At 71.3% G+C, this 19615-nt stretch carries 21 protein-coding genes; 12 read left to right on the top strand and 9 right to left on the bottom strand.

Annotated features, from left to right (window positions below; all coding sequences use genetic code 11):
- Positions 1-19: 19 nt before the first annotated feature.
- From ACZ6B8_RS03890 to ACZ6B8_RS03880, 3 genes are all read right to left on the bottom strand, one after another.
- On the bottom strand, positions 20-1321 hold the full coding sequence (locus ACZ6B8_RS03890; protein ID WP_471606186.1) for a betaine/proline/choline family ABC transporter ATP-binding protein: 1302 nt from the start codon (positions 1319-1321) through the stop codon (positions 20-22).
- Complete coding sequence (locus tag ACZ6B8_RS03885) at positions 1314-1961, bottom strand: ABC transporter permease (protein WP_471089192.1); 648 nt, start codon at positions 1959-1961, stop codon at positions 1314-1316. The genes ACZ6B8_RS03890 and ACZ6B8_RS03885 overlap by 8 nt, the downstream gene beginning before the upstream one ends.
- 64 nt (positions 1962-2025) lie before the next feature.
- Positions 2026-2496: an Lrp/AsnC family transcriptional regulator gene (locus ACZ6B8_RS03880; protein ID WP_355816871.1), complete on the bottom strand. Its 471-nt coding sequence runs from the start codon at positions 2494-2496 to the stop codon at positions 2026-2028.
- A gap of 121 nt (positions 2497-2617) precedes the next feature.
- On the opposite strand from ACZ6B8_RS03880, the gene hppD reads away from it, so the two are divergent.
- From hppD to nthA, 4 genes are all read left to right on the top strand, one after another.
- Entirely contained in the window at positions 2618-3766 is a 1149-nt protein-coding gene (gene hppD, locus ACZ6B8_RS03875; RefSeq protein ID WP_471606185.1) for a 4-hydroxyphenylpyruvate dioxygenase, read from the top strand.
- A gap of 97 nt (positions 3767-3863) precedes the next feature.
- The gene (locus ACZ6B8_RS03870) at positions 3864-4145 is read left to right on the top strand and encodes a hypothetical protein (protein ID WP_471088931.1); all 282 of its coding nucleotides are present in this window, start codon (positions 3864-3866) and stop codon (positions 4143-4145) included.
- Positions 4138-4416 carry an SH3-like domain-containing protein gene (locus ACZ6B8_RS03865; RefSeq protein ID WP_471088933.1) on the top strand — a complete coding sequence of 93 codons (279 nt, stop codon included), beginning with the start codon at positions 4138-4140 and terminating at the stop codon, positions 4414-4416. Before ACZ6B8_RS03870 ends, ACZ6B8_RS03865 begins: the two co-directional genes overlap by 8 nt.
- Positions 4413-5000, top strand: coding sequence for a nitrile hydratase subunit alpha (gene nthA / locus ACZ6B8_RS03860; RefSeq protein WP_471088935.1), 588 nt, complete (start codon positions 4413-4415; stop codon positions 4998-5000). The genes ACZ6B8_RS03865 and nthA overlap by 4 nt, the downstream gene beginning before the upstream one ends.
- Here the strand turns inward: nthA and ACZ6B8_RS03855 are convergent.
- A complete protein-coding gene (locus tag ACZ6B8_RS03855) occupies positions 4997-5572 on the bottom strand; it encodes a quercetin 2,3-dioxygenase (RefSeq protein WP_471088937.1) in 576 nt (191 codons plus the stop codon). The two genes, nthA and ACZ6B8_RS03855, sit on opposite strands and share 4 nt — an antisense overlap.
- 47 nt (positions 5573-5619) lie before the next feature.
- Between ACZ6B8_RS03855 and ACZ6B8_RS03850 the strand changes: the two genes are divergently transcribed.
- On the top strand, positions 5620-6087 hold the full coding sequence (locus ACZ6B8_RS03850; RefSeq protein WP_471088939.1) for a MarR family winged helix-turn-helix transcriptional regulator: 468 nt from the start codon (positions 5620-5622) through the stop codon (positions 6085-6087).
- A 1-nt stretch (position 6088) separates the two neighbouring features.
- Here the strand turns inward: ACZ6B8_RS03850 and ACZ6B8_RS03845 are convergent, their stop codons facing one another.
- A complete protein-coding gene (locus ACZ6B8_RS03845; protein ID WP_471606184.1) occupies positions 6089-7684 on the bottom strand; it encodes a tetratricopeptide repeat protein in 1596 nt (531 codons plus the stop codon).
- A 97-nt stretch (positions 7685-7781) separates the two neighbouring features.
- On the opposite strand from ACZ6B8_RS03845, the gene ACZ6B8_RS03840 reads away from it, so the two are divergent.
- Entirely contained in the window at positions 7782-9152 is a 1371-nt protein-coding gene (locus tag ACZ6B8_RS03840) for an FAD-binding oxidoreductase (RefSeq protein WP_471088943.1), read from the top strand.
- A gap of 52 nt (positions 9153-9204) precedes the next feature.
- Here the strand turns inward: ACZ6B8_RS03840 and ACZ6B8_RS03835 are convergent, their stop codons facing one another.
- Positions 9205-9690, bottom strand: a complete 486-nt coding sequence (locus ACZ6B8_RS03835) for an SsgA family sporulation/cell division regulator (protein ID WP_471088945.1) — start codon at positions 9688-9690, stop codon at positions 9205-9207.
- Between the two features lie 267 nt (positions 9691-9957).
- Between ACZ6B8_RS03835 and ACZ6B8_RS03830 the strand changes: the two genes are divergently transcribed.
- On the top strand, positions 9958-11574 hold the full coding sequence (locus ACZ6B8_RS03830; protein WP_471606183.1) for an RDD family protein: 1617 nt from the start codon (positions 9958-9960) through the stop codon (positions 11572-11574).
- Positions 11575-11660: 86 nt separating this feature from the next.
- Positions 11661-12377 carry an RDD family protein gene (locus ACZ6B8_RS03825; protein WP_471088949.1) on the top strand — a complete coding sequence of 239 codons (717 nt, stop codon included), beginning with the start codon at positions 11661-11663 and terminating at the stop codon, positions 12375-12377.
- 65 nt (positions 12378-12442) lie between these two features.
- Here the strand turns inward: ACZ6B8_RS03825 and ACZ6B8_RS03820 are convergent, their stop codons facing one another.
- Entirely contained in the window at positions 12443-12730 is a 288-nt protein-coding gene (locus ACZ6B8_RS03820) for a hypothetical protein (RefSeq protein WP_471088951.1), read from the bottom strand.
- A gap of 552 nt (positions 12731-13282) precedes the next feature.
- Between ACZ6B8_RS03820 and ACZ6B8_RS03815 the strand changes: the two genes are divergently transcribed.
- Both ACZ6B8_RS03815 and ACZ6B8_RS03810 read left to right on the top strand, forming a co-directional pair.
- On the top strand, positions 13283-15649 hold the full coding sequence (locus ACZ6B8_RS03815; protein WP_471606460.1) for an immune inhibitor A domain-containing protein: 2367 nt from the start codon (positions 13283-13285) through the stop codon (positions 15647-15649).
- Between the two features lie 156 nt (positions 15650-15805).
- Positions 15806-16114 carry a hypothetical protein gene (locus ACZ6B8_RS03810; RefSeq protein WP_355816910.1) on the top strand — a complete coding sequence of 103 codons (309 nt, stop codon included), beginning with the start codon at positions 15806-15808 and terminating at the stop codon, positions 16112-16114.
- Positions 16115-16262: 148 nt separating this feature from the next.
- Here ACZ6B8_RS03810 and ACZ6B8_RS03805 read toward each other — a convergent pair whose 3' ends face one another.
- Both ACZ6B8_RS03805 and ACZ6B8_RS03800 read right to left on the bottom strand, forming a co-directional pair.
- Positions 16263-16847: an isochorismatase family protein gene (locus tag ACZ6B8_RS03805; protein ID WP_471606182.1), complete on the bottom strand. Its 585-nt coding sequence runs from the start codon at positions 16845-16847 to the stop codon at positions 16263-16265.
- Positions 16848-16978: 131 nt separating this feature from the next.
- Positions 16979-18307 carry a nicotinate phosphoribosyltransferase gene (locus ACZ6B8_RS03800; RefSeq protein ID WP_471088956.1) on the bottom strand — a complete coding sequence of 443 codons (1329 nt, stop codon included), beginning with the start codon at positions 18305-18307 and terminating at the stop codon, positions 16979-16981.
- Positions 18308-18398: 91 nt separating this feature from the next.
- Here ACZ6B8_RS03800 and clpS point away from each other — a divergent pair, with 91 nt between their 5' ends.
- Together clpS and ACZ6B8_RS03790 are read left to right on the top strand one after the other, a co-directional pair.
- Complete coding sequence (gene clpS, locus ACZ6B8_RS03795) at positions 18399-18713, top strand: ATP-dependent Clp protease adapter ClpS (RefSeq protein ID WP_471088958.1); 315 nt, start codon at positions 18399-18401, stop codon at positions 18711-18713.
- Positions 18714-18783: 70 nt separating this feature from the next.
- Positions 18784-19389 (top strand): DUF2017 domain-containing protein, encoded by a 606-nt coding sequence (locus ACZ6B8_RS03790; RefSeq protein WP_471088960.1) that lies wholly within the window; start codon positions 18784-18786, stop codon positions 19387-19389.
- Positions 19390-19615: the final 226 nt, after the last annotated feature.

Raw genomic sequence — 19615 nt, 5'->3', positions numbered from 1 at the left:
CCGCCCCCGGCCGTGCCGCTCACGCCTTCGCCTCCCCGCCGGTGCCCTCCTGCTCGAAGTGCGTCACCCGGGCGCGCTGCTCCTCCAGCTGGTGCTGGTGCTCGACGGCTTCGAGGCGGTCGGCCTCCAGCATCTCGTGGACGGAGTTCATCAGCGTCTCCATGTCGACGACGCCCGTGTACTCGCCGCGCCGCCCGGTCACCGCGACGCGGCCCGCGTTGTCGGTGAGCACGGCCTCCAGCGCGTCGCGCAGGGTGGCGTCGCGGGTCACCGTGTCGTGGACGAGGGTGCCGGCGCGGGCCAGCGAGCCCTTGGCGCGCATCAGGTCGCCGCGGCGCAGCCACTTGTAGGGGCGGCGGTGCTTGTCGAGCAGGAGCAGTTCGTTGGTGCCGCTGCCGCGGAGCCTGTCGAAGATGTCCTGGAGCGGGTCGTCGACGGTCACCGTCGGGATGTCGGCGATCTCCACGTCCCGTACGCGCGTCAGGTTCAGCCGCTTGAGCGCCGCGCCCGCGCCGACGAAGCCGGAGACGAAGTCGTCGGCGGGGTTGGTGAGGATGGCCTCCGGGGTGTCGAACTGCGCGATGTGCGAGCGCTCGCGCAGCACCGCGATCCGGTCGCCGAGCTTGATCGCCTCGTCGAAGTCGTGGGTGACGAAGACGATGGTCTTGTGCAGCTCGTGCTGGAGCCGGATCAGCTCGTCCTGGAGGTGGTCGCGGGTGATCGGGTCGACCGCGCCGAACGGCTCGTCCATCAGGAGTACGGGCGGGTCGGCCGCCAACGCCCGTGCCACGCCCACGCGTTGCTGCTGGCCGCCGGAGAGCTGGCGCGGGTAGCGGCCGTGGAACTCGGCCGGGTCGAGCCCCACCAGGTCCAGCATCTCCTCGACCCGGGAGGTGATCCGCGCCTTCCCCCAGCCGACCATCTTCGGCACGAGGGCGATGTTCTGGGCGACGGTCATGTGCGGGAAGAGCCCGGAGGACTGGATGGCGTAGCCGACCTTGCGGCGCAGCTTCACCGGGTCGATGTCGGTGACGTCCTCGCCGTCGATGCGGATGCGGCCGCTGGTCGGCTCGATCAGCCGGTTGATCATCTTCAGGGTGGTCGACTTCCCGCAGCCGGAGGGCCCCACGAAGATGACGATCTCGCCCGCCTTGATCTCCATGTTGACGCTGTCCACGGCGGGGTCGCTGGTGCCCGGGTAGCGCTTGGTGAGGTTCTCCAGCTCGATGGTCGCCCCGGAGGTGGCGGACGCGGTGGCGGTGGCGGTGGGAGCGGAGGCGGCGGCGGTGGCACCGGCGCCGGAGTCGGACGCGTCAGACACGGATCCCCCTTGAGATGGTCAGCCGGCCGATCAGGACGTACGCGGCGTCGAAGAGCAGGGCCAGGACGATGATCCCCAGCGTGCCCGCGAGCACCTGGTTGAGCGCGTTCTTGCTGCCGAGCGAGCCGATGCCGCGGAAGATCTCGTTGCCGAGCCCGGGGCCGGAGGCGTACGCGGCGATGGCGGCGATGCCCATCAGCATCTGCGTGGAGACCCGGATGCCGGTCAGGATCGGCGGCCAGGCGATCGGCAGCTCCACCCGGAAGAGCCGGGCGAGCCGGGACATCCCGATGCCCTTCGCGGCGTCCACCAGGGACGGGTCCACCCCGCGCAGGCCGACGATGGCGTTGCGCACGATGGGCAGCAGCCCGTACAGGGTCAGCGCGATGACGGTCGGCGCGACACCGAGCCCCACGACCGGGATGAGCAGGCCGATCATGGCCAGGGAGGGCACGGTGAGGATGGTGGACGTGGTGGTCGTGGCGAGGTTGCCCGCCCATTCGCTGCGGTACGTGGCGATGCCGATCAGTACGCCGATGACGGTGGCGACGACCATGCACTGGAAGACGGCGCTGGCGTGCTGGTACGCGTCCGTCAGCAGTTGCTGGTGGCGGTTGCCGAGGTAGTCCCAGAAATTCACTGAAGTGCTCACCTCGCATCTGGTCGGAGGTACTCACGAAGGGCTCAGGTGACTCGCAGAAGGCTCAGGGGTCTTCCGACGCCTGCTCCACCAGCGGGATGATCCGCAGCGGAACGGGGTTCTCCATGACGATGGCCGTGGAGGCCCGGACGATGCCATCAAAGCCCACGACCCGGTCGATCACACGTTGGAGATCCGCGTTCGACCGGGCCACGAGGCGGCAGAGCATATCGCCGTGGCCGGTGATGGTGTGCAGTTCGAGCACCTCGGCGACCCCCGCCAGATGGGCCCGTACGTCCGCGCCCTGGCCCTGTTTGATCTCCAGGGTGGCGAAGGCCGTGACGGGGTAGCCCAGGGCCGCCGGGTCGACCTCCGGACCGAAACCGCGGATGACTCCATTGGACTGAAGCCGGTCCATCCGCGCCTGCACCGTGCCCCGTGCCACGCCGAGCCGGCGGGATGCCTCCAGGACCCCGATGCGGGGCTCCCGCGCGAGGAGCACGATGAGCCGCCCGTCCAGATGATCGATCGCCATGACGCCTCCCAGGTGGTCATGATGTACAGATAGCCCGCTCATCCTGGCCACCGGCTGTGCAGTTTGACCACTGAAAACGCGAACTATTGCGCACCTTGCTGTTCGGCGGGAACCTCGGGCCATGACTGAGACCACCACCCACACCACCCCCGACATCGCGCGCGAGGCCGACCCCTTCCCGGTCAAGGGAATGGACGCGGTCGTCTTCGCCGTGGGCAACGCCAAGCAGGCCGCGCACTACTACTCCACGGCGTTCGGCATGAAGCTGGTCGCCTACTCCGGACCGGAGAACGGCAGCCGCGAGACCGCGAGTTACGTGCTCACGAACGGCGGCGCGCGCTTCGTCCTCACCTCCGTCATCAAGCCCTCCACGGACTGGGGCCACTTCCTCACCTCCCACGTGGCCGAGCACGGCGACGGCGTCGTCGACCTCGCCATCGAGGTCCCGGACGCGCGTGCCGCGTACGCCTACGCCGTCGAGAACGGCGCGCGCGGCATCACCGAGCCGTACGAGGTCAAGGACGACAACGGCACGGTGGTGCTGGCCGCCATCGCCACGTACGGCAAGACCCGCCACACGCTGGTCGAGCGCGGTGGTTACGACGGCCCGTACCTGCCCGGTTTCGTGGCCGCCAACCCGATCGTCGAGCCGCCGGCCAAGCGCACCTTCCAGGCCATCGACCACTGCGTGGGCAACGTCGAGCTCGGCAAGATGAACGAGTGGGTCGGGTTCTACAACAAGGTCATGGGCTTCACGAACATGAAGGAGTTCGTGGGCGACGACATCGCGACCGAGTACAGCGCGCTGATGTCGAAGGTGGTCGCGGACGGCACCCTCAAGGTGAAGTTCCCCATCAACGAGCCCGCCATCGCCAAGAAGAAGTCGCAGATCGACGAGTACCTGGAGTTCTACGGCGGCGCCGGCGTCCAGCACATCGCGCTCGCCACGAACGACATCGTGGAGTCGGTGCGCACGATGCGCGCGGCGGGCGTGCAGTTCCTTGACACCCCCGACTCGTACTACGACACGCTCGGCGAGTGGGCCGGTGAGACCCGCGTGCCCGTCGAGATCCTGCGCGAGCTGAAGATCCTCGTCGACCGCGACGAGGACGGCTACCTGCTGCAGATCTTCACCAAGCCGGTGCAGGACCGTCCGACGGTCTTCTTCGAGATGATCGAGCGGCACGGGTCGATGGGCTTCGGCAAGGGCAACTTCAAGGCGCTCTTCGAGGCGATCGAGCGGGAGCAGGAGAAGCGGGGCAATCTTTAAGCGGGTTGATCGCGGGCTGCGCCCAGCTCGTCCTCAATCGCCGGACAGGCTCTGCCTGTCCGGCGATTTCGGCTTCCGGGACGGCTAGGGTGCGGGCATGGCCAGGATCAACGACGTCGGCGGGATGCAGGGCTTCGGGCCGCTCGACACCGCCGACGACACCGAGCCCTTCCACGCCGACTGGGAAGCGCGGGTGTTCGCGCTCAACAGCGCGCTCGTGCGCGAAGGCGTGTACAACCTCGACGAGTTCCGGGACGCCATCGAGACGATGGAACCCTCCGCGTACCTCGCCGCCTCGTACTACGAGCGCTGGTTCCACGCCATCCGCACGCTCCTGGAACGCAAGGGCGTCCTCGAACCCGGCGCGCTCGATGAGTGACCGGTTCGGGCCCGGCGCCCGCGTCCGCACCCTCGCCCACGACCCGCCCCACCACACCCGCCTGCCGCGCTACGCCCGCGGCAAACGCGGCGTGGTCGTCGAGCCGGAAGGTCCCCACCCGCTGGCCGACGTCCGCTCCCAGGGGCGCGGCGACGCCCCCGTCGAGCAGGTCTACGCCGTGCGCTTCGACGCCCGGGAGCTGTGGGGCGAGGGCGACCACCACGTCGTCCTGGACCTGTGGGAAAGCTATCTGGAGGACGACACCCCATGAGCGGTACGCACACGGACGCCACGATCTCGCGCCAAGTCCGGCGCCTGGAGACCCTGTTGGAGGAGCGCGGCATCGTCGTCGGCGCCGCCCTCGACGAGATGCTGGACGCGTTCCTCGCCGGGGCGAGCCCCGTGAACGGCGCCCGGGTCGTCGCGCGCGCCTGGACCGACCCGGCGTACAAGGAGCGGCTGCTCGCCGACGGCACCGCCGCCGTCACCGAACTCGGCTACTCCGCCGGGGGAGTCCAGCCGCAGCGGCTGCGCGTCGTCGAGAACACCGAGGGCACCCACAACGTCGTCGTCTGCACGCTCTGCTCCTGCTACCCGGTGCGGCTGCTCGGCCCCTCGCCCAGCTGGTACAAGAGCGAGGCCTACCGCTCGCGCGTGGTGCGCGAACCCCGCGCCGTGCTCGCCGAGTTCGGCCTCCGGCTGCCGGACACCACGGACGTCACCGTGTGGGACTCCAGCGCGGAGACCCGCTACCTGGTGCTGCCGCGCCGCCCCGCGGACACGGCGGGGCTGACCGAGGACGAGCTCGCGTCCCGCGTGACGCGCAACGGCCTGATCGGCACGGCCGCGCTCTAGGGCCGCGCGCGTTCCTGCTCCGTACGCCACTCGTGGCCGGGCAGGAACTCCACGTCGTACCGCGCGGGGACGGTCGCGAACCTGCGGGGCTCGGGGATCAGCGGCTCGGGCGGCAGGCCGTGCCGCTCCGTGGGGGCGCCGAGGTTCTCGAAGAACCGCTCGAAGGTGCCGCCCGGACCCGCGGCGACGCCCACGACCTGGCTGTGGTGGCGCTCCATGCGGTAGGCGTGCCGGCAGTTCTTGGGGACGAAGCCGAAGTCGCCGGGGGTGAGCAGCTTCTCCTGCTGGACGCCCTCGGTGTCCTCGACGAAGAGGCGGACCGCGCCCTGGGTCACGTAGAAAACCTCGTGGGTGTCGGCGTGCACATGGGCCGGTATGAGGTCGCCCTTGGGCCCCTCGACGGTGAAGAAGTTGAAGGTGTTCTCGGTCTGCTCGCCGCCCGCGTACACGGTGATGAGGTCGCCGAAGAGGTGCGCGCGGTCGCCCTCGCCCTTCTCGATGAAGTAGGGCTTGCCCGGCTCCGGGGGGATGCGGGAGGCCCGGCGGTGGCGGGTGGCGTACTCGATGGTCATGGGTGCGCTCCTTTGGTGGACGTCCTGTGTCAGGTACCCTGACATTAATGACGCAGAAGCCCGCCCGACGCAACCTCCCCCAGCTCCTCGGCGAAGCCCGCCGCTGGTTCGAGGAGGGGCTCCTCGACGCCATGGCGGCGGCCGGGGCCACCCCCGTATCGCCCACCCAGGTCCAGCTCTTCGCCGTCCTCGACGACGACGGCACCACCGTCTCCGAGCTCGCCCGCCGTATGGGCGTCACCCGGCAGACCGCCCACCAGGCGGTGCACGGCCTGGTGGGCGCCGGGCTGCTCGCGCAGGTGCCGGACCCCGCCTCGGCGCGACAGCGGCTGATCCGGCGCACGGCGGAGGGCGAGCGGGCGCACCGGGCGGCCGAGGCGGTCCTGCTGCGCATGGAGCAGCGGCTCGCCGAACGGATCGGCACGGCGGCGGCCGACGCCCTGCGCGCGGCCCTGGAGGCGCCGTGGGGCCCGCCGCCGGAACCGGAGCCGGAGCCGCTCGGCGCGGACAGCTGAGTCAGTTGCTTCCGGAGGAGCCGGAGGAGCCGGAGGAGGCCGACGAGCCGGACCACGACCCGGACCCGGACCCTGAGCCGGTTCCCGACCCGGACCCCGACCGCCCCGTCCCCGCGCCCCGAGGCGTCTGGCCGCGCGCCGACTGCCGCTGCGTCGTACGCCGCTGCGGCTGCCCCCGGCGCGGGGCGCGCCGCGGCGTCACGTCGGTGATCCGCGCCGCGGGACCCGACGCGTACATCTCCTCCGGACCGCCCTCCGGCGGCTCGCCCAGCGCCTCCAGCGCCCGCTTCGCCGCGGGCACGGCCAGCGGCGAGAAGAACGGATTGACGCGCATCGCCTCACCGATGTGCCGGCGGGCCGCGCCGTACTGCTCCGACTCCCGCTCGATCTCGCCCCGGTGATAGGCGATCAGGGCGCTGCGCGGCCCCTTGTCCATCGCCTTCGTCGCCAGCTTCAGGGCCGCCTTGTCGTTGCCCGCCCTGTGCAGCGCCCAGCCCAGCGCGTCCGCCGTCTGCGGGCTGCCGTGCCGCTTGTACTCCGCGGTGAGCCGCTTCACCGCCGCGTCGGCGTCGCCGTGGTCCGCCTCGAACAGGCCGAGGATCCGTTCGTTGTTGACGCCCCCCGCGGCCTCCTGCTTCACCCGCGCCCGCAGCGCGTCGTACTGCGCCCGCGCCGCCGGCCGCAGCTTCAACGACTCGTACAACTCACCCAGTTCCAGGTCGTATTCGGGCAGCGGATGACGCAGGAGCGCCGCACGGTAGGCCTGCAGCGCCTCCGAGGGGCGGCCCAGCGCGGCCAGCGCCCGGCCCCGGCCCGCCATCGCGGGGTGGTGGTCGGGGTCGGCGGCCAGCGCCGCGTCGTCGTAGCGCAGCGACTCCGCCGGCTCGCCCCGCTCCCACGCGAGCGCGGCGACCTGGTGCAGGGACGCCGCCCGCTCGGCCGGGGAAGCGGCCAGCGCCGCCGCGTCGGCGAGCTCCGCGTTCGCGTTCTCGCGCCAGCCCCGGTCGCGGTAGACCTGCCCGGCGCGGGTGCGGACCGCCGCGCCCGAGCCCAGCTTCTGCAGCGACTCCAGCGCCCGGCCGGCCCCCTTGGCGTCGCCGAGACCCGAGTACGCGTCGATCAGCGCGGCGTGGGCCGCCCACCGCTTCGGCGCCTGCTCGACCGCCAGCTCGCCCCACTTCTTGGCGGCGCGGTAGTCGTGCCGGGCGTTGGCGAGCGCGGCGAGCCCCGTCAGGGCCTCCGGGTTGCCCTCGGGCCGCACCCGGAGCGAGGTGTTCAGCGCGGTCTCGGCCCTGGGGAAATCCGCGACGACGGAGGTCCGCATGCCGCGCGCCACGTACGCCGAGCCGAGCACCGCCCAGGAGTGGTCGTCGCGCGGGTTCGCCCGCACAAACGCCTCCCGCTCGCCGATGAGCGCCGCGAGGTCCGGCAGCGCGGCCGGCACCCCCGCCCCGACCGCCGCCATCGCCCGCCCCGCGGGTCCCAGCGCGGGCCGCGCCGCCTTCTCCCCGGACGGCGGCAGCACCACATACGCGCCGCCGAGCACCACGCTGCCCGCGACGGAGGCGACCAGGACACGCTTCACCCAAGGCTTCATGCCGTTCACTGTGCGTCAATACGAAGAGCACATCCCGGCGGCGGAACGTTGTCGTACACGGGTTCACACCGATGGCCCCGGGTGCGAGGCTGTGATCATGAGCCGCACGCTGATCGATCTCCTCCAGGAGGGCCTCCCGGCCGAGGCGGTCCTCACCGATCCCGACGTGACCTCCTCGTACGCGCACGACATGGCGAGCTTCTGCGCCGCGGGCGCCCCCGCCGTCGTCGTGCTGCCGCGCACCGTCGAGCAGGTCCAGCACGTCATGCGCACCGCCACCGAGCTGCGTGTTCCCGTGGTCCCGCAGGGCGCCCGCACCGGTCTGTCCGGCGCCGCCAACGCCACCGAAGGATGCATCGTCCTGTCCCTGGTCAGGATGGACCGCATCCTGGAGATCAGCCCCGTCGACCGCGTCGCGGTCGTCGAGCCGGGCGTCGTCAACGCCGCGCTGTCCCGCGCGGTCGGCGAGCACGGCCTGTACTACCCGCCGGACCCCTCCAGCTGGGAGACCTGCACCATCGGCGGGAACATCGGCACCGCCTCCGGCGGCCTGTGCTGCGTGAAGTACGGCGTCACCGCGGAGTACGTCCTCGGCCTCGACGTCGTCCTCGCCGACGGGCGGCTGATGCGCACCGGGCGCCGCACCGCCAAGGGCGTCGCAGGCTACGACCTGACCCGGCTCTTCGTCGGCTCCGAGGGCAGCCTCGGCATCGTCGTCCGCGCCGTCCTCGCGCTCAAGCCCGAGCCGCCCCGACAGCTCGTCCTGGCCGCCGAGTTCGGCTCGACGCAGGCCGCGTGCGACGCGGTCTGCCGCATCATGGAGGGCGGCCACGTCCCGTCCCTCCTGGAACTGATGGACCGTACGACGGTGAAGGCCGTCAACGCCCTGGCCCGGATGGGGCTGCCCGAGACCACCGAGGCACTGCTGCTCGCCGCCTTCGACACCGCCGACCCGGCCGCCGACCTCGCCGCCGTCGGCGCGCTCTGCGAGGCTGCGGGCGCCACCCAGGTCGTCCCGGCCGAGGACGCCGCCGAGTCCGAACTCCTGCTGCAGGCACGGAGGTTGTCGCTCACCGCGCTGGAGGCGGTGAAGGGCACCACGATGATCGACGACGTGTGCGTGCCGCGCTCCAGGCTCGCGGACATGCTCGACGGCGTCGAGCGCATCGGCGAGAAGTACGGGCTCACCATCGGGGTCTGCGCGCACGCGGGCGACGGCAACACCCACCCCACCGTCTGCTTCGACGCCGCGGACCCCGACGAGAGCAGGCGCGCCCGCGAGTCCTTCGACGAGATCATGGCCCTCGGCCTGGAGCTCGGCGGCACCATCACCGGCGAGCACGGCGTCGGCATCCTGAAGAAGGAGTGGCTGGCGCGCGAACTCGGCCCGGTGGGAGTGGAGATGCAGCAGGCGATCAAGGCCGCCTTCGACCCGCACGCACTCCTCAACCCGGGCAAGCTCTTCTGACCGGACCCCGGCTCGGTCCCCTCCGTCTCCGCCGCCCCCGTGGCGGCGGAGCTCACTCACCGTCCTTGGACTCGTCCGACGGCCATGGGTCGCGCAGCCACAACTCGTCCGCGTGGGTGCGGCCCGACGCGGGCGCGAGCAACTCGGCGAGGCCGTCGTCGATGCCGAGCTGCTCGGCCTCGGACCCGGGCGGCACCACCCGCAGCGTCCGCTCCAGCCACGCGGACACGGCGGTGGCGGGCGCCTCCAGGAGCGCGTCGCCGTCCGGCGAACTCAGCGCCATCAGCACGACGCTGCGGCCGTCCACCTTCGTCGGCCACACCCGCACGTCACCGTGGCCGCACGGCCTGAACACCCCCTCCACCAGCAGCTCCCGGGCGAACGTCCAGTTCACCGGGTGCTCGGAGCCGATGTGGAAGGCGATGTGGACGGCGTACGGGTCGTCGGTGCGGTAGGTGAGACGGGCCGGTACGGGGATGACCCGCTCCGGCGAGAGGACCAGTTTGAGCTCCAGTTCGCGTTCCACCACGGAGTGCATGTCGATGCCCTTCCTTCCCTGTAGGGGCCCTGGGGGCGGACCCGTACGAGTGGAGAGCGCCGGATCGCCCGGCCATTACGCGGGTTCGGGAAGATTTCTCCGGACGCCGTCGCCGCGGTGGCCCTCAAGGGGCGGGGGAGAAGCGGGGGATGTGTGGGGAGCGTGCCCGGAAAGTGGTCCGTAGGGCGGGACCCGCCCGGTGGGACACGGAGGTCTGATAGATGTGGTGCCCCCAGAAGACCCCCGAGCAGATACGGGACGACGGACATGAGCGCCCCAACTCCGGCCCCAGGCGACGACCGGCCGCGCGAAGGCTACTACCCCGACCCGTCCATTCCCGGATATGTCCGGTACTGGAACGGTGCCGCCTGGGTGCCCGGTACGAGCCGTCCCGCGCCGTCCGACGGCGAGCCGTTGCCGGCCCCGCCCGGCGCGGGCGCCGGTTTTGGTGCCGGACCCGATGTGGGCGGGGGCGCGGGCGGTGCGCTGCCGCCCGCCGTGGAGGAGACGGGCCCGCACTTCTTCGACGAGGACCCGCCGGCCGGCGCGCCCCAGCGGTCCGGCACCCCTGAGCGGACCGGTGGCCCGGAGCGGTCCGGCCACGCCGACCAGCACGGCTCCCGGCCCGAGCCCGCGTCGGCGTGGGGCGCGGACGCGGGCCGCCAGACCGGCCTCGGCGGCGAGCCGGACCACAAGGTGGTCTGGGGCGCCCCGGGCCGGCCCGACCCGCGCGTACCGAACGACGGGGTGCCCCGCGCGGAGTCCGCCGCCCCGGGCGCCGCGCCCGAGCCCGGCGAGCCGCCGCGGGAGGAGAGCAACCCCGGCACGGTCACGATCCGCGCGGTACAGCCGGGCACGGCGCAGCCGCCCACCGGCGAGGGCACTGTGACGTTCCGCCGGCCGACCGGACCCGTGCCGCCCGCCGCGGGCAAGCCCGGGGGAGCCGCCACGCCCGCCCCCTCGGCCGGCACCGACGGCACCATGTCGATCCGCGCGATCCGGCCCAAGTCGGCGCTGCGGGGCGGCGGCAGGACCGCGGCCGCGCAGTCGTCCGTACCGCAGCAGGCGACCGACCCGGCCGCGCCGGCGCCGACCCCGGCGAACCAGCAGCCGCAGCCCCAACCCCAGCCCCAGTCGCAGCCCCAGCCGCACGCCCCACAGCAGCCCCAGCCCCAGCCCCAGCCCGCCGTGCCGCAGCAGGGCGGCGTCCCCGCCCCCGTGACCTCGGGGCCCGGCGGTGGCTCGCCCTCCTGGGCGCAGCAGGTGCACCAGCTCGCGCAGCCGCAGCCCGGGGCGGCCGCGCCGGCCGCCGCCCCCGGCCAGCAGGGCGAGGGGCAGCCCGTCGTGCCGTGGAAGCCGGTGGCCGAGGACCCCTTCCTCGCGGTCGCCCGCGCCCAGGCCGCGGCGCGCCCCGCGGGACTCGGCAGGCGCCTGGCGGCCCGGCTCATCGACACCGTCGCGCTCGCCGCGGTCACCGGCGCCGCCGCGCTGCCGCTGGGCACCAAGGCCGCCGACCACATCGACAGCAAGATCGACGCGGCGAAGCTCTCCGGCCAGAAGACGACGGTCTGGCTGCTCGACGGCACCACCGCGGGCTACCTCGGCATCGTCCTCGCCGTCCTGCTCCTCTTCGGCGTCGTCTACGAGGCGCTGCCCACCGCCAAGTGGGGCCGCACCCTCGGCAAGAGGGTGTGCGGGCTCCAGGTGCGCGACATCGAGGAGCACGAGGCCCCGACGTTCGGGGCGGCACTGCGGCGCTGGCTGGTGTACAGCGTGCCGGGTGTCCTGGTGATCGGCCTGGTGGGCGTGGTGTGGTGCGTCTTCGACCGGCCGTGGCGCCAGTGCTGGCACGACAAGGCGGCGAACACCTTCGTCGCGGGGTGACGGCGGGGCGGCGGGGGTGACGGCCGGGTAACCCGGTCAGCCGCTCGCCGGATGCGGAGCGGGGGCCGGCGCGGTCGACTCGGGCCATGAGCACCGAACCGCCGCAATACCCGCCGCCGGACGACGACCCGTTCAAGAAGCAGCCCCCGCAGCAGCCCCCGCAGGGCGGCGGTTCGCCGTACGACCCCCCGCCCGCGGGCCCGCCCCCGGGCGGCGGCTCGCCCTACGACACCCCGCCCCCGGGCGCGGGCGCGGGCGGCGGCTCCCCTTACGGCACCCCGCCGCCGGGCTCGGGACCCCCGCCCTACGGAGGCGACCCGTACGGCGGCGGGCACGGCGGACAGGATCCCCTCGCCGGGATGCCGCCGCTTGCCGACAGCGGCAAGCGGACGCTCGCCCGCGTCATCGACATGATTCTGGTGGGCATCGTCGTCGCCCTGCTGTCGTGGGCCTTCGGCACCGCCGCGTACGACATCGACCCGGACGACGTGAACACGGGCAGGTCGTTCGGCCAGTCCCTGCTGGCCGCCGTGCTCTACATCGCGTACGACACCTTCATGATCTCCAGGACCGGCCAGACGCTCGGCAAGAAGTGGCTCGGCATGCGCGTCGCGAACCTCAACGACGGGGCCACGCCGAGCCTGCAGACCTCGCTCGCCCGCGCGGCCGTGCTCTGGCTGCCGTTCGCCTTCTGCTGCGCCTGCATCTGGACGGCGATCTGCGGCGGCTGGAGCTTCTTCGACAAGCCCTACAAACAGGGCCTGCACGACAAGGCGGCCAAGACGGTGGTGGTCAGCGTCTAGAGCCGGCGGACGGCGTTCAGCGGTGACCGGCGCCCGGTGGCGTCAGGTGGTGGCGGGTCCGTGGGTCACGGGCCCGCCGGTTCGCGTACGGAGTCGGCGAGCACGGAGCGCTGCGCCGGGACGCGGTCGCCGGCGGCGGGGGCGGTCGCCGGCGCGGTGCGGGCGGCGGGCGCCGCGGGCTGTTTGGGCAGCGGCACCGTCATGGCGACCAGTAAGCCGAGGCCGAGCGCGGCCATGGCTATCACGGCGATGCCGACTCCCGAGGCGGTCTGGGAGAGCAGCAGCATCGCGAGGGTCGACAGGATGACGGTCACCGAACCGTAGGTGATCTGTGCGGTGGTCGGACGTGGCATGGGACGAGGCATGACGTGATCCGTCCTCGGCAGTGATCCCCCCACGCCTCGTGGGCCATGGGGGCGGATGCGGATATGGGAACGGCTGTTGCGAATCAAAGGGCGCCCGACGGAGGCGACTTGGGATGTGCCGCCCGGCGCGGTGGCGCACCGTCGATTGACTCTGTCGATTGACTCTATTCCGCACCATGCCCGACGGGAACGCTTGGTAAGCGTGACCTAACCCACGGTGCCGCAGCACAGGGGGCGCACGGGTTCACGACGTCCATCAAGTGGACCGTGCGGCGCGCCTGTTGGCCTTCTCCGGCGGGGCGTGAGCCGTGTCCGCATAGCGGTGTTCCGCTTCTGCATAGTGCACTTGGCCTGTGCAAGTCAAGGTCTGTCTTTTCTCCCGTACTTCCGGTCGAATGTCGTCACTTGTGACGCGTACATCGCGCGCGGACCTCCTCCGACCGGGATCTCGGTCCGCCATTTTCGCGCGGGCGCGGGGGAGGAAAACACCAAGTGACTGTCAGAACACGGACGTTCAGAGCCACCGCGGTGGCCGTGGCGATGGCCGCGGCCGCCGCGACGTTCTCTGCGGCGACGGCCTCGGCCGACGGCGGGACCCCGGGAGGGGCTCCGGCCGTCGACCGCCAGGACCCGTCGCGGACCAAGGCACAGGTCGACCACGACCTCGACGGACCCTTCAGCAAGCAGCAGGCGCAGCAGCGCAAGGCGGCTCTGCAGCAGGTCGTCGCGGGCGACGCCAAGATCCAGAAGAAGGGCGGCTCCCAGGTCGTCAAGCTCGACGACAAGAAGTACGTCGAGCTGGGCCGGGAGAAGACCGACAAGATCTTCACGATCCTCGTGGAGTTCGGGAACAAGGTCGACGACACGACCATGTACGACCCGGACGGCCCCGAGGGCCCGCAGCCGCCCGTCAAGAAGTACGGCGGCAAGCCCGGCCCCGCGCACAACAAGATAGCCAAGCCGGACCGTGCCAAGGACAACAGCACGGCCTGGCAGAAGGACTACAACCAGAAGCACTTCCAGGACCTGTACTTCGGCAAGGGCAAGGACGCCAAGGGCAAGGCCAAGCACTCGCTGAAGACCTACTACGAGAAGACCTCCTCGGGCCGGTACTCGGTCGACGGTGAGGTCTCCGACTGGGTCAAGGTCGACTACAACGAGGCCCGTTACGGCTCGAACTACTGCGGCGACACCAACTGCCCGAACGTCTGGGACGCGGTCAAGGACGGCGTGACCGCCTGGGCCAAGGACCAGAAGGCCAAGGGCCGCACGGACGCGCAGATCAAGGCGGACCTGGCCAAGTACGACCTCTGGGACCGCTACGACTTCGACGGCGACGGCAACTTCAACGAGCCGGACGGCTACATCGACCACTTCCAGCTCGTGCACGCGGGCGAGGACGAGTCGGCCGGCGGCGGCGCCGAGGGCGAGAACGCCCTGTGGGCGCACCGCTGGTACGCGTACGGCAATGACGCGGGCAGCACCGGCCCCTCGAACAACAAGGCCGGCGGCACCCAGATCGGCGACACGGGCATCTGGGTCGGCGACTACACGATGCAGCCGGAGAACGGCGGCCTCGGTGTCTTCGCCCACGAGTACGGCCACGACCTGGGCCTGCCGGACCTGTACGACACCACGGGCAAGGGCGACAACTCGGTCGGCTTCTGGTCGCTGATGTCGGCCGGCTCCTGGCTCGGCACCGGCAAGGACGCCATCGGCGACCTGCCGGGCGACATGACCGCCTGGGACAAGTTCCAGCTGGGCTGGCTCGACTACGCCAAGGCGAAGGCCGCGACGACGTCCGAGCACAAGCTGGGCGTCTCGGAGTACAACACCCGGCACCGCCAGGCGCTCGTCGTCGACCTGCCGAAGAAGTCCGTCACCACCAAGGTCGTGAAGCCCGCCGAGGGCGCCAAGCAGTGGTGGAGCGACCAGGGCGACGACCTCAAGAACACCCTGACGCGCTCGGTCGACCTGACCGGCAAGTCCAAGGCCGAGCTCTCGCTGCAGGGTTGGTGGGACATCGAGGCCAACTACGACTACCTCTACACCGAGGTCTCGACGGACAACGGCGCCAACTGGACGCCGGTGGACGGCACCGCGGACGGCAAGCCGATCACCCGTGACGCCGGCGACAAGCCCGCGTTGACCGGTGTCTCCGGCGCGTACAAGAAGCTGGTCTTCCCGCTCGACGCCTACGCGGGCAAGAAGATCGACATCCGCTTCCGCTACTCCACGGACGGCGGCGCGGGCGGCAAGGGCTTCGCGGCCGACGCGCTCGCGATCACCGCGGACGGCGCCAAGCTGTTCGAGGACGGCGCCGAGGGCGACGACAACGGCTGGACGGCGAAGGGCTTCTCGCGCATCGGCGAGTCCTTCACCAAGAAGTACGACCAGTACTACCTCGCCGAGAACCGCCAGTACGTCTCGTACGACCAGACCCTGAAGGTCGGCCCGTACAACTTCGGCTTCTCGCGGACGCGGCCCGACTGGGTCGAGCACTACGCGTACCAGACCGGCCTCATGGTCTGGCAGTGGGACACCTCGCAGAAGGACAACAACACCAGCGCCCACCCGGGCGAGGGCCTGATCCTTCCGGTGGACGCGCACGCGAAGCCGCTGAAGTGGAAGGACGGCACGGTTCTGCGGAACAAGATCCAGCCGTTCGACGCGCCGTTCAGCAAGTTCGCGACGGACAAGTTCACGCTCCACAACGCGGACGTCGCACTGAAGATCAAGTCCCAGAAGGGCGTCCCGGTCTTCGACGACCACAAGGGCACCTACTGGTACAAGGAGAACCCCACCGGAAGTGTGAAGGTCACTGACACGAACACTCAGATCAAGATCATCAAGCAGCCGAAGGACGGCTCGACGATCACGGTCCAGGTGGGTCCCTCGAAGAAGTAACTAGCATTTTCGCAGGTCAAACCATGATCGGCCGTCGCCCCCTAGCGGGCGGCGGCCGATCGTGTTTAGGTGCGTTCTGAGGATTTCTTATTGACGCGGGGTCCGGACAGACCGGTCCAGGGCTCCGTGCGATGTCTCACGGGGGTGTGACGAAGCATGTCCGCAGGAGGTTTCTGCAAGCTGCCGAACGGCAGCGTGGTGGTGGCGCTGACCCTGCCGAGCCCGCAGCCGGCCGGCGGCACGGTCAGGATGATCGTGCACGCCGTGAACCGGGCGCGGGCCCTGACGCGGCTGCGGAATCTGGGCATGCGGGCGGTGTACCTGCGGGGCAACGCGGAACCGCCGACGCCGGACGAGGTGACGGCGGTGCTGCACCATCCGGACGGCCTCATATGGCGTACGGCGCGGGACGATGCGTCCGAGCTGTGGCACCCGATCCGAGCCCTGCGAAGACTCCCGCTCTGAGACTCTGCTGGTTGTCGTGCGTCTGCGGGCCCGCTGTGGCCGGTCGCGCAGTTCCCCGCGCCCCTGAACGGCACCTTCGGTCGGGCGGCACGCAGGACCACCCAGGGGCGCGGGGAACTGCGCGACAAGCCCCCACCGGGCCCGCAGGTCACACGACGGGCTTGCCCGTGAGCTCCACTCCGGCCGAGCGGAGCTCGGCCATCGCCGTCTCGGTGGTCGCCGCCGAGACCGCGGCCGTGAGGTCGAGAAGCACCGTCGTCCGGAACCCCTCCCGCGCCGCATCCACAGCGGTAGCGCGAACGCAGTGGTCCGTGGCGATGCCCACCACGTCGACCTCGGTGATCTCCCGCTCCCGCAGCCACGCCGCCAGGGAGAGCCCGTTCTCGTCGACGCCCTCGAAACCGCTGTACGCCGCCGAGTGCGCGCCCTTGGAGAAGACCGCGTCGATCGCGCCGGAGGCGACCGCGGGGGCGAAGTTCGGGTGGAAGCCGATGCCCTCGGTGCCGGCCACGCAGTGCGGCGGCCAGGAGTCGGCGTAGTCGGGGTGGTCGGAGAAGTGGCCGCCCGGGTCGATGTGGTGGTCGCGGGTGGCGACGACGTGCCGGTAGCCCGGCTGTCCCTGGCCGATCAGCTCGGTGATGGCGGCGGCCACGTCCGCCCCACCGGCGACCGCGAGGCTGCCGCCTTCGCAGAAGTCGTTCTGCACGTCTACGACGATCAGTGCGCGGCGCATGGCGGGTGTCCTTCGTTTCGGCAGGGCGGGAATCGGTGGGGGACTCGGCCGGATGAACCGAGCGTAGAGACTTCACACACGTTCCGGGAGGGGGCCGGCCCACCATCCGGCGAGGGGCCGCGTGGGCCCCCTCAGACGTACTCCGTGGGAATGACCGCCTCGCCCCGCGAGAGCTGGGTCGCCGAGAGGGGCAGGTGGGCGCGGGCCGCCGCGTGGCGGTCGCGGACCGTGTCCAGGGGCTCGCGGGCGACGACCTCGCCGCCCTTGACCAGCTCGACCAGGAGCTGACGGTCGGCGAGGTCGGTGGGGACCGGGCCGGTGCCGACCACCTCCGCCTCGGCGACCCCGTACGCGTCGCTGCGGCGCGCCGCCCACTTGCGGCCGCCGAGGGAGGACTTGGCGCCGAGCGACTTCTTCGCCACCGGCTCCAGCGGCGCCTTCGGGTCCGCCGAGTGCGCGCGGGCCACCAGTTTGTAGACCATCGAGCAGGTGGGGTGCCCGGATCCGGTGACGAGCTGCGTGCCCACCCCGTACGCGTCCACGGGCGCCGCCGCGAGCGAGGCGATGGCGTACTCGTCGAGGTCGGAGGTGACGACGATCTTCGTCCTGGTCGCGCCGAGCTCGTCCAGCTGCTGCCGCACCCGGTGCGCGACGAGCAGCAGGTCGCCGGAGTCGATGCGGACGGCGCCGAGCTCGGGCCCGGCGACCTCGACGGCGGTACGGACCGCCTCGGTCACGTCGTACGTGTCCACCAGCAGGGTCGTGCCGGGGCCGAGGGAGTCCACCTGGGCCTGGAAGGCGTCGCGTTCGTTGTCGTGCAGCAGGGTGAACGCGTGGGCGCTGGTGCCGACGGTCGGGATGTCGTAGCGGAACCCGGCCGCCAGGTCCGACGTGGTCGCGAAGCCGCCGACGTACGCCGCGCGGGACGCCGCCACGGCGGCCAGCTCGTGGGTGCGGCGGGCGCCCATCTCGATCAGCGGCCGGTCGCCCGCGGCCGAGGACATCCGGGAGGCGGCGGCCGCGATGGCCGAGTCGTGGTTGAGGATGGAGAGGATCACCGTCTCCAGGAGCACGCACTCCGCGAAGGAGCCCTCCACCCGCAGGATCGGCGAGCCGGGGAAGTAGACCTCGCCCTCGGGGTAGCCCCAGATGTCGCCGCCGAAGCGGTAACCGGCCAGCCACTCCAGGGTCGCCTCGTCGACGATGCCGCGCTCGCGCAGGAAGCCGAGGACGTCGGCGTCGAAGCGGAAGTTCTCCACGGCGTCCAGGACCCGCCCCGTTCCGGCCACCACGCCGTAGCGCCGGCCCTCGGGAAGTCTGCGGGTGAAGACCTCGAAGACCGAACGCCGGTCGCCGGTCCCCGCCTTCAGCGCGGCCTGCAGCATCGTCAGCTCGTACTGGTCCGTGAAGAGCGCTGTCGACGGAACATCCACCGGCAGGCCAAGGTCCGCTGTGTTCATACGAAGGATGCTACCCCCAATCTCGTCACTCTGACGATTTCAAAGGGCGCGCGGGAGGCCATTTGTGCGAGGCGCTCCGCAGGGTGGCAGCATGGGGCAGGTGAGTACGGCTCCCGCAGAAATCACGCGCCCGGATTCGGCCGAAGAGGCGCTCGTCGTCCCCGAACCGGACGTCCCCTGGATCACGCTCGTGCACAACGACCCGGTCAACCTGATGAGTTACGTGACGTACGTGTTCCAGACGTACTTCGGTTACTCGAAGGAGAAGGCCACGAAGCTGATGATGGACGTGCACCAGAAGGGCCGCGCGGTCGTCTCCAGCGGCACCCGCGAGGAGATGGAGCGCGACGTGCAGGCCATGCACGGCTACGGCCTCTGGGCCACCCTTCAGCAGGACCGCAAGTAGGGACCGCAAGGAGCGGGCCGCGAGGAGCGGACCGCCCGCCGCGTACGGACCGGAAGCAGCGACGCATCTGATGCCAGGACAATTCGAACCGATGCCGGGGGGCGGCGCAGCCGTCGCGCTCGACGAGGTCGAGATCTCGATCATCCGTTCCCTCGCCGTGCAGCTCCTGGAGCTGATCGGTCCGGGGCCGGGCGGCGAGGTCTCCGACGACCCCCTCGCCGAGCTCTTCGCCGAGGGGCCGAGCGAGCCGCCCGCCGACCCGGTGATGCGGCGGCTGCTGCCCGACGCGTACGGCGGCCCCGGGGGCGAGGACGGTTCGGCGGGCGACCCCGACGAAACGCGCGCGTACTCCGCGGAGTTCCGCCGTTTCACCGAGAACGATCTGCGGGCCAAGAAGCGCGACGACGCCCTCGTGGTGATCCGCTGCCTGGACGCGACGACCGCCTCCGGCGACGGCGGAGCTGTCCTGAAACTGTCGGTCGAGGAGTCGCGGCACTGGCTCGGCGCCCTCAACGACCTCCGGCTCGCGATCGGCACGCGCCTGGAGGTCACCGACGAGGAGGACGCCGATCTGCTCTACCGGCTCCCCGACACCGACCCCCGCAAGCCCATGGTGATGGCCTACCTCTGGCTGGGCGGACTGCAGGAAACGCTGGTCGGGACGTTGCTGGACTGATCCGCGGGGCCCGCGCGCGGCCCGCGCCGAAATCGGTGCAGAGGGCAGCGAAATTTGTTGTAGTAGACAGGTTCTGTTCATCGGGCGGGCCGTTCGCTCAGCGGATCCTCAAATCCGGATAACGATCGCGTCACGGCATTGCCCTGCTTTGTCATGTCAAGTGCACTTTGTCCGCTTCTCCCTGTGTTCTGCGCCACAGGTGGCTCATTTCCTCGCCTCGTTCACC

The organism is Streptomyces sp. NPDC041122 (genome assembly GCF_055592445.1).
The sequence above is the reverse complement of the archived record's forward strand: the minus strand, read 5'-3'. Positions and strand labels throughout refer to the sequence as shown.

Coding starts and splice junctions, on each gene's coding strand:
- ACZ6B8_RS03870 (WP_471088931.1), top strand. CDS start 3,864: ATGGCCAGGATCAACGACGTCGGCGGGATGCAGGGCTTCGGGCCGCTC.
- ACZ6B8_RS03790 (WP_471088960.1), top strand. CDS start 18,784: ATGCCAGGACAATTCGAACCGATGCCGGGGGGCGGCGCAGCCGTCGCG.
- ACZ6B8_RS03850 (WP_471088939.1), top strand. CDS start 5,620: ATGACGCAGAAGCCCGCCCGACGCAACCTCCCCCAGCTCCTCGGCGAA.
- ACZ6B8_RS03820 (WP_471088951.1), bottom strand. CDS start 12,730: ATGCCACGTCCGACCACCGCACAGATCACCTACGGTTCGGTGACCGTC.
- ACZ6B8_RS03815 (WP_471606460.1), top strand. CDS start 13,283: ATGGCCGCGGCCGCCGCGACGTTCTCTGCGGCGACGGCCTCGGCCGAC.
- ACZ6B8_RS03845 (WP_471606184.1), bottom strand. CDS start 7,684: ATGAAGCCTTGGGTGAAGCGTGTCCTGGTCGCCTCCGTCGCGGGCAGC.
- ACZ6B8_RS03805 (WP_471606182.1), bottom strand. CDS start 16,847: ATGCGCCGCGCACTGATCGTCGTAGACGTGCAGAACGACTTCTGCGAA.
- clpS (WP_471088958.1), top strand. CDS start 18,399: ATGGGGCAGGTGAGTACGGCTCCCGCAGAAATCACGCGCCCGGATTCG.
- ACZ6B8_RS03865 (WP_471088933.1), top strand. CDS start 4,138: ATGAGTGACCGGTTCGGGCCCGGCGCCCGCGTCCGCACCCTCGCCCAC.
- ACZ6B8_RS03830 (WP_471606183.1), top strand. CDS start 9,958: ATGAGCGCCCCAACTCCGGCCCCAGGCGACGACCGGCCGCGCGAAGGC.
- ACZ6B8_RS03825 (WP_471088949.1), top strand. CDS start 11,661: ATGAGCACCGAACCGCCGCAATACCCGCCGCCGGACGACGACCCGTTC.
- ACZ6B8_RS03835 (WP_471088945.1), bottom strand. CDS start 9,690: ATGCACTCCGTGGTGGAACGCGAACTGGAGCTCAAACTGGTCCTCTCG.
- hppD (WP_471606185.1), top strand. CDS start 2,618: ATGACTGAGACCACCACCCACACCACCCCCGACATCGCGCGCGAGGCC.
- ACZ6B8_RS03810 (WP_355816910.1), top strand. CDS start 15,806: ATGTCCGCAGGAGGTTTCTGCAAGCTGCCGAACGGCAGCGTGGTGGTG.
- ACZ6B8_RS03880 (WP_355816871.1), bottom strand. CDS start 2,496: ATGGCGATCGATCATCTGGACGGGCGGCTCATCGTGCTCCTCGCGCGG.
- nthA (WP_471088935.1), top strand. CDS start 4,413: ATGAGCGGTACGCACACGGACGCCACGATCTCGCGCCAAGTCCGGCGC.
- ACZ6B8_RS03840 (WP_471088943.1), top strand. CDS start 7,782: ATGAGCCGCACGCTGATCGATCTCCTCCAGGAGGGCCTCCCGGCCGAG.
- ACZ6B8_RS03855 (WP_471088937.1), bottom strand. CDS start 5,572: ATGACCATCGAGTACGCCACCCGCCACCGCCGGGCCTCCCGCATCCCC.
- ACZ6B8_RS03800 (WP_471088956.1), bottom strand. CDS start 18,307: ATGAACACAGCGGACCTTGGCCTGCCGGTGGATGTTCCGTCGACAGCG.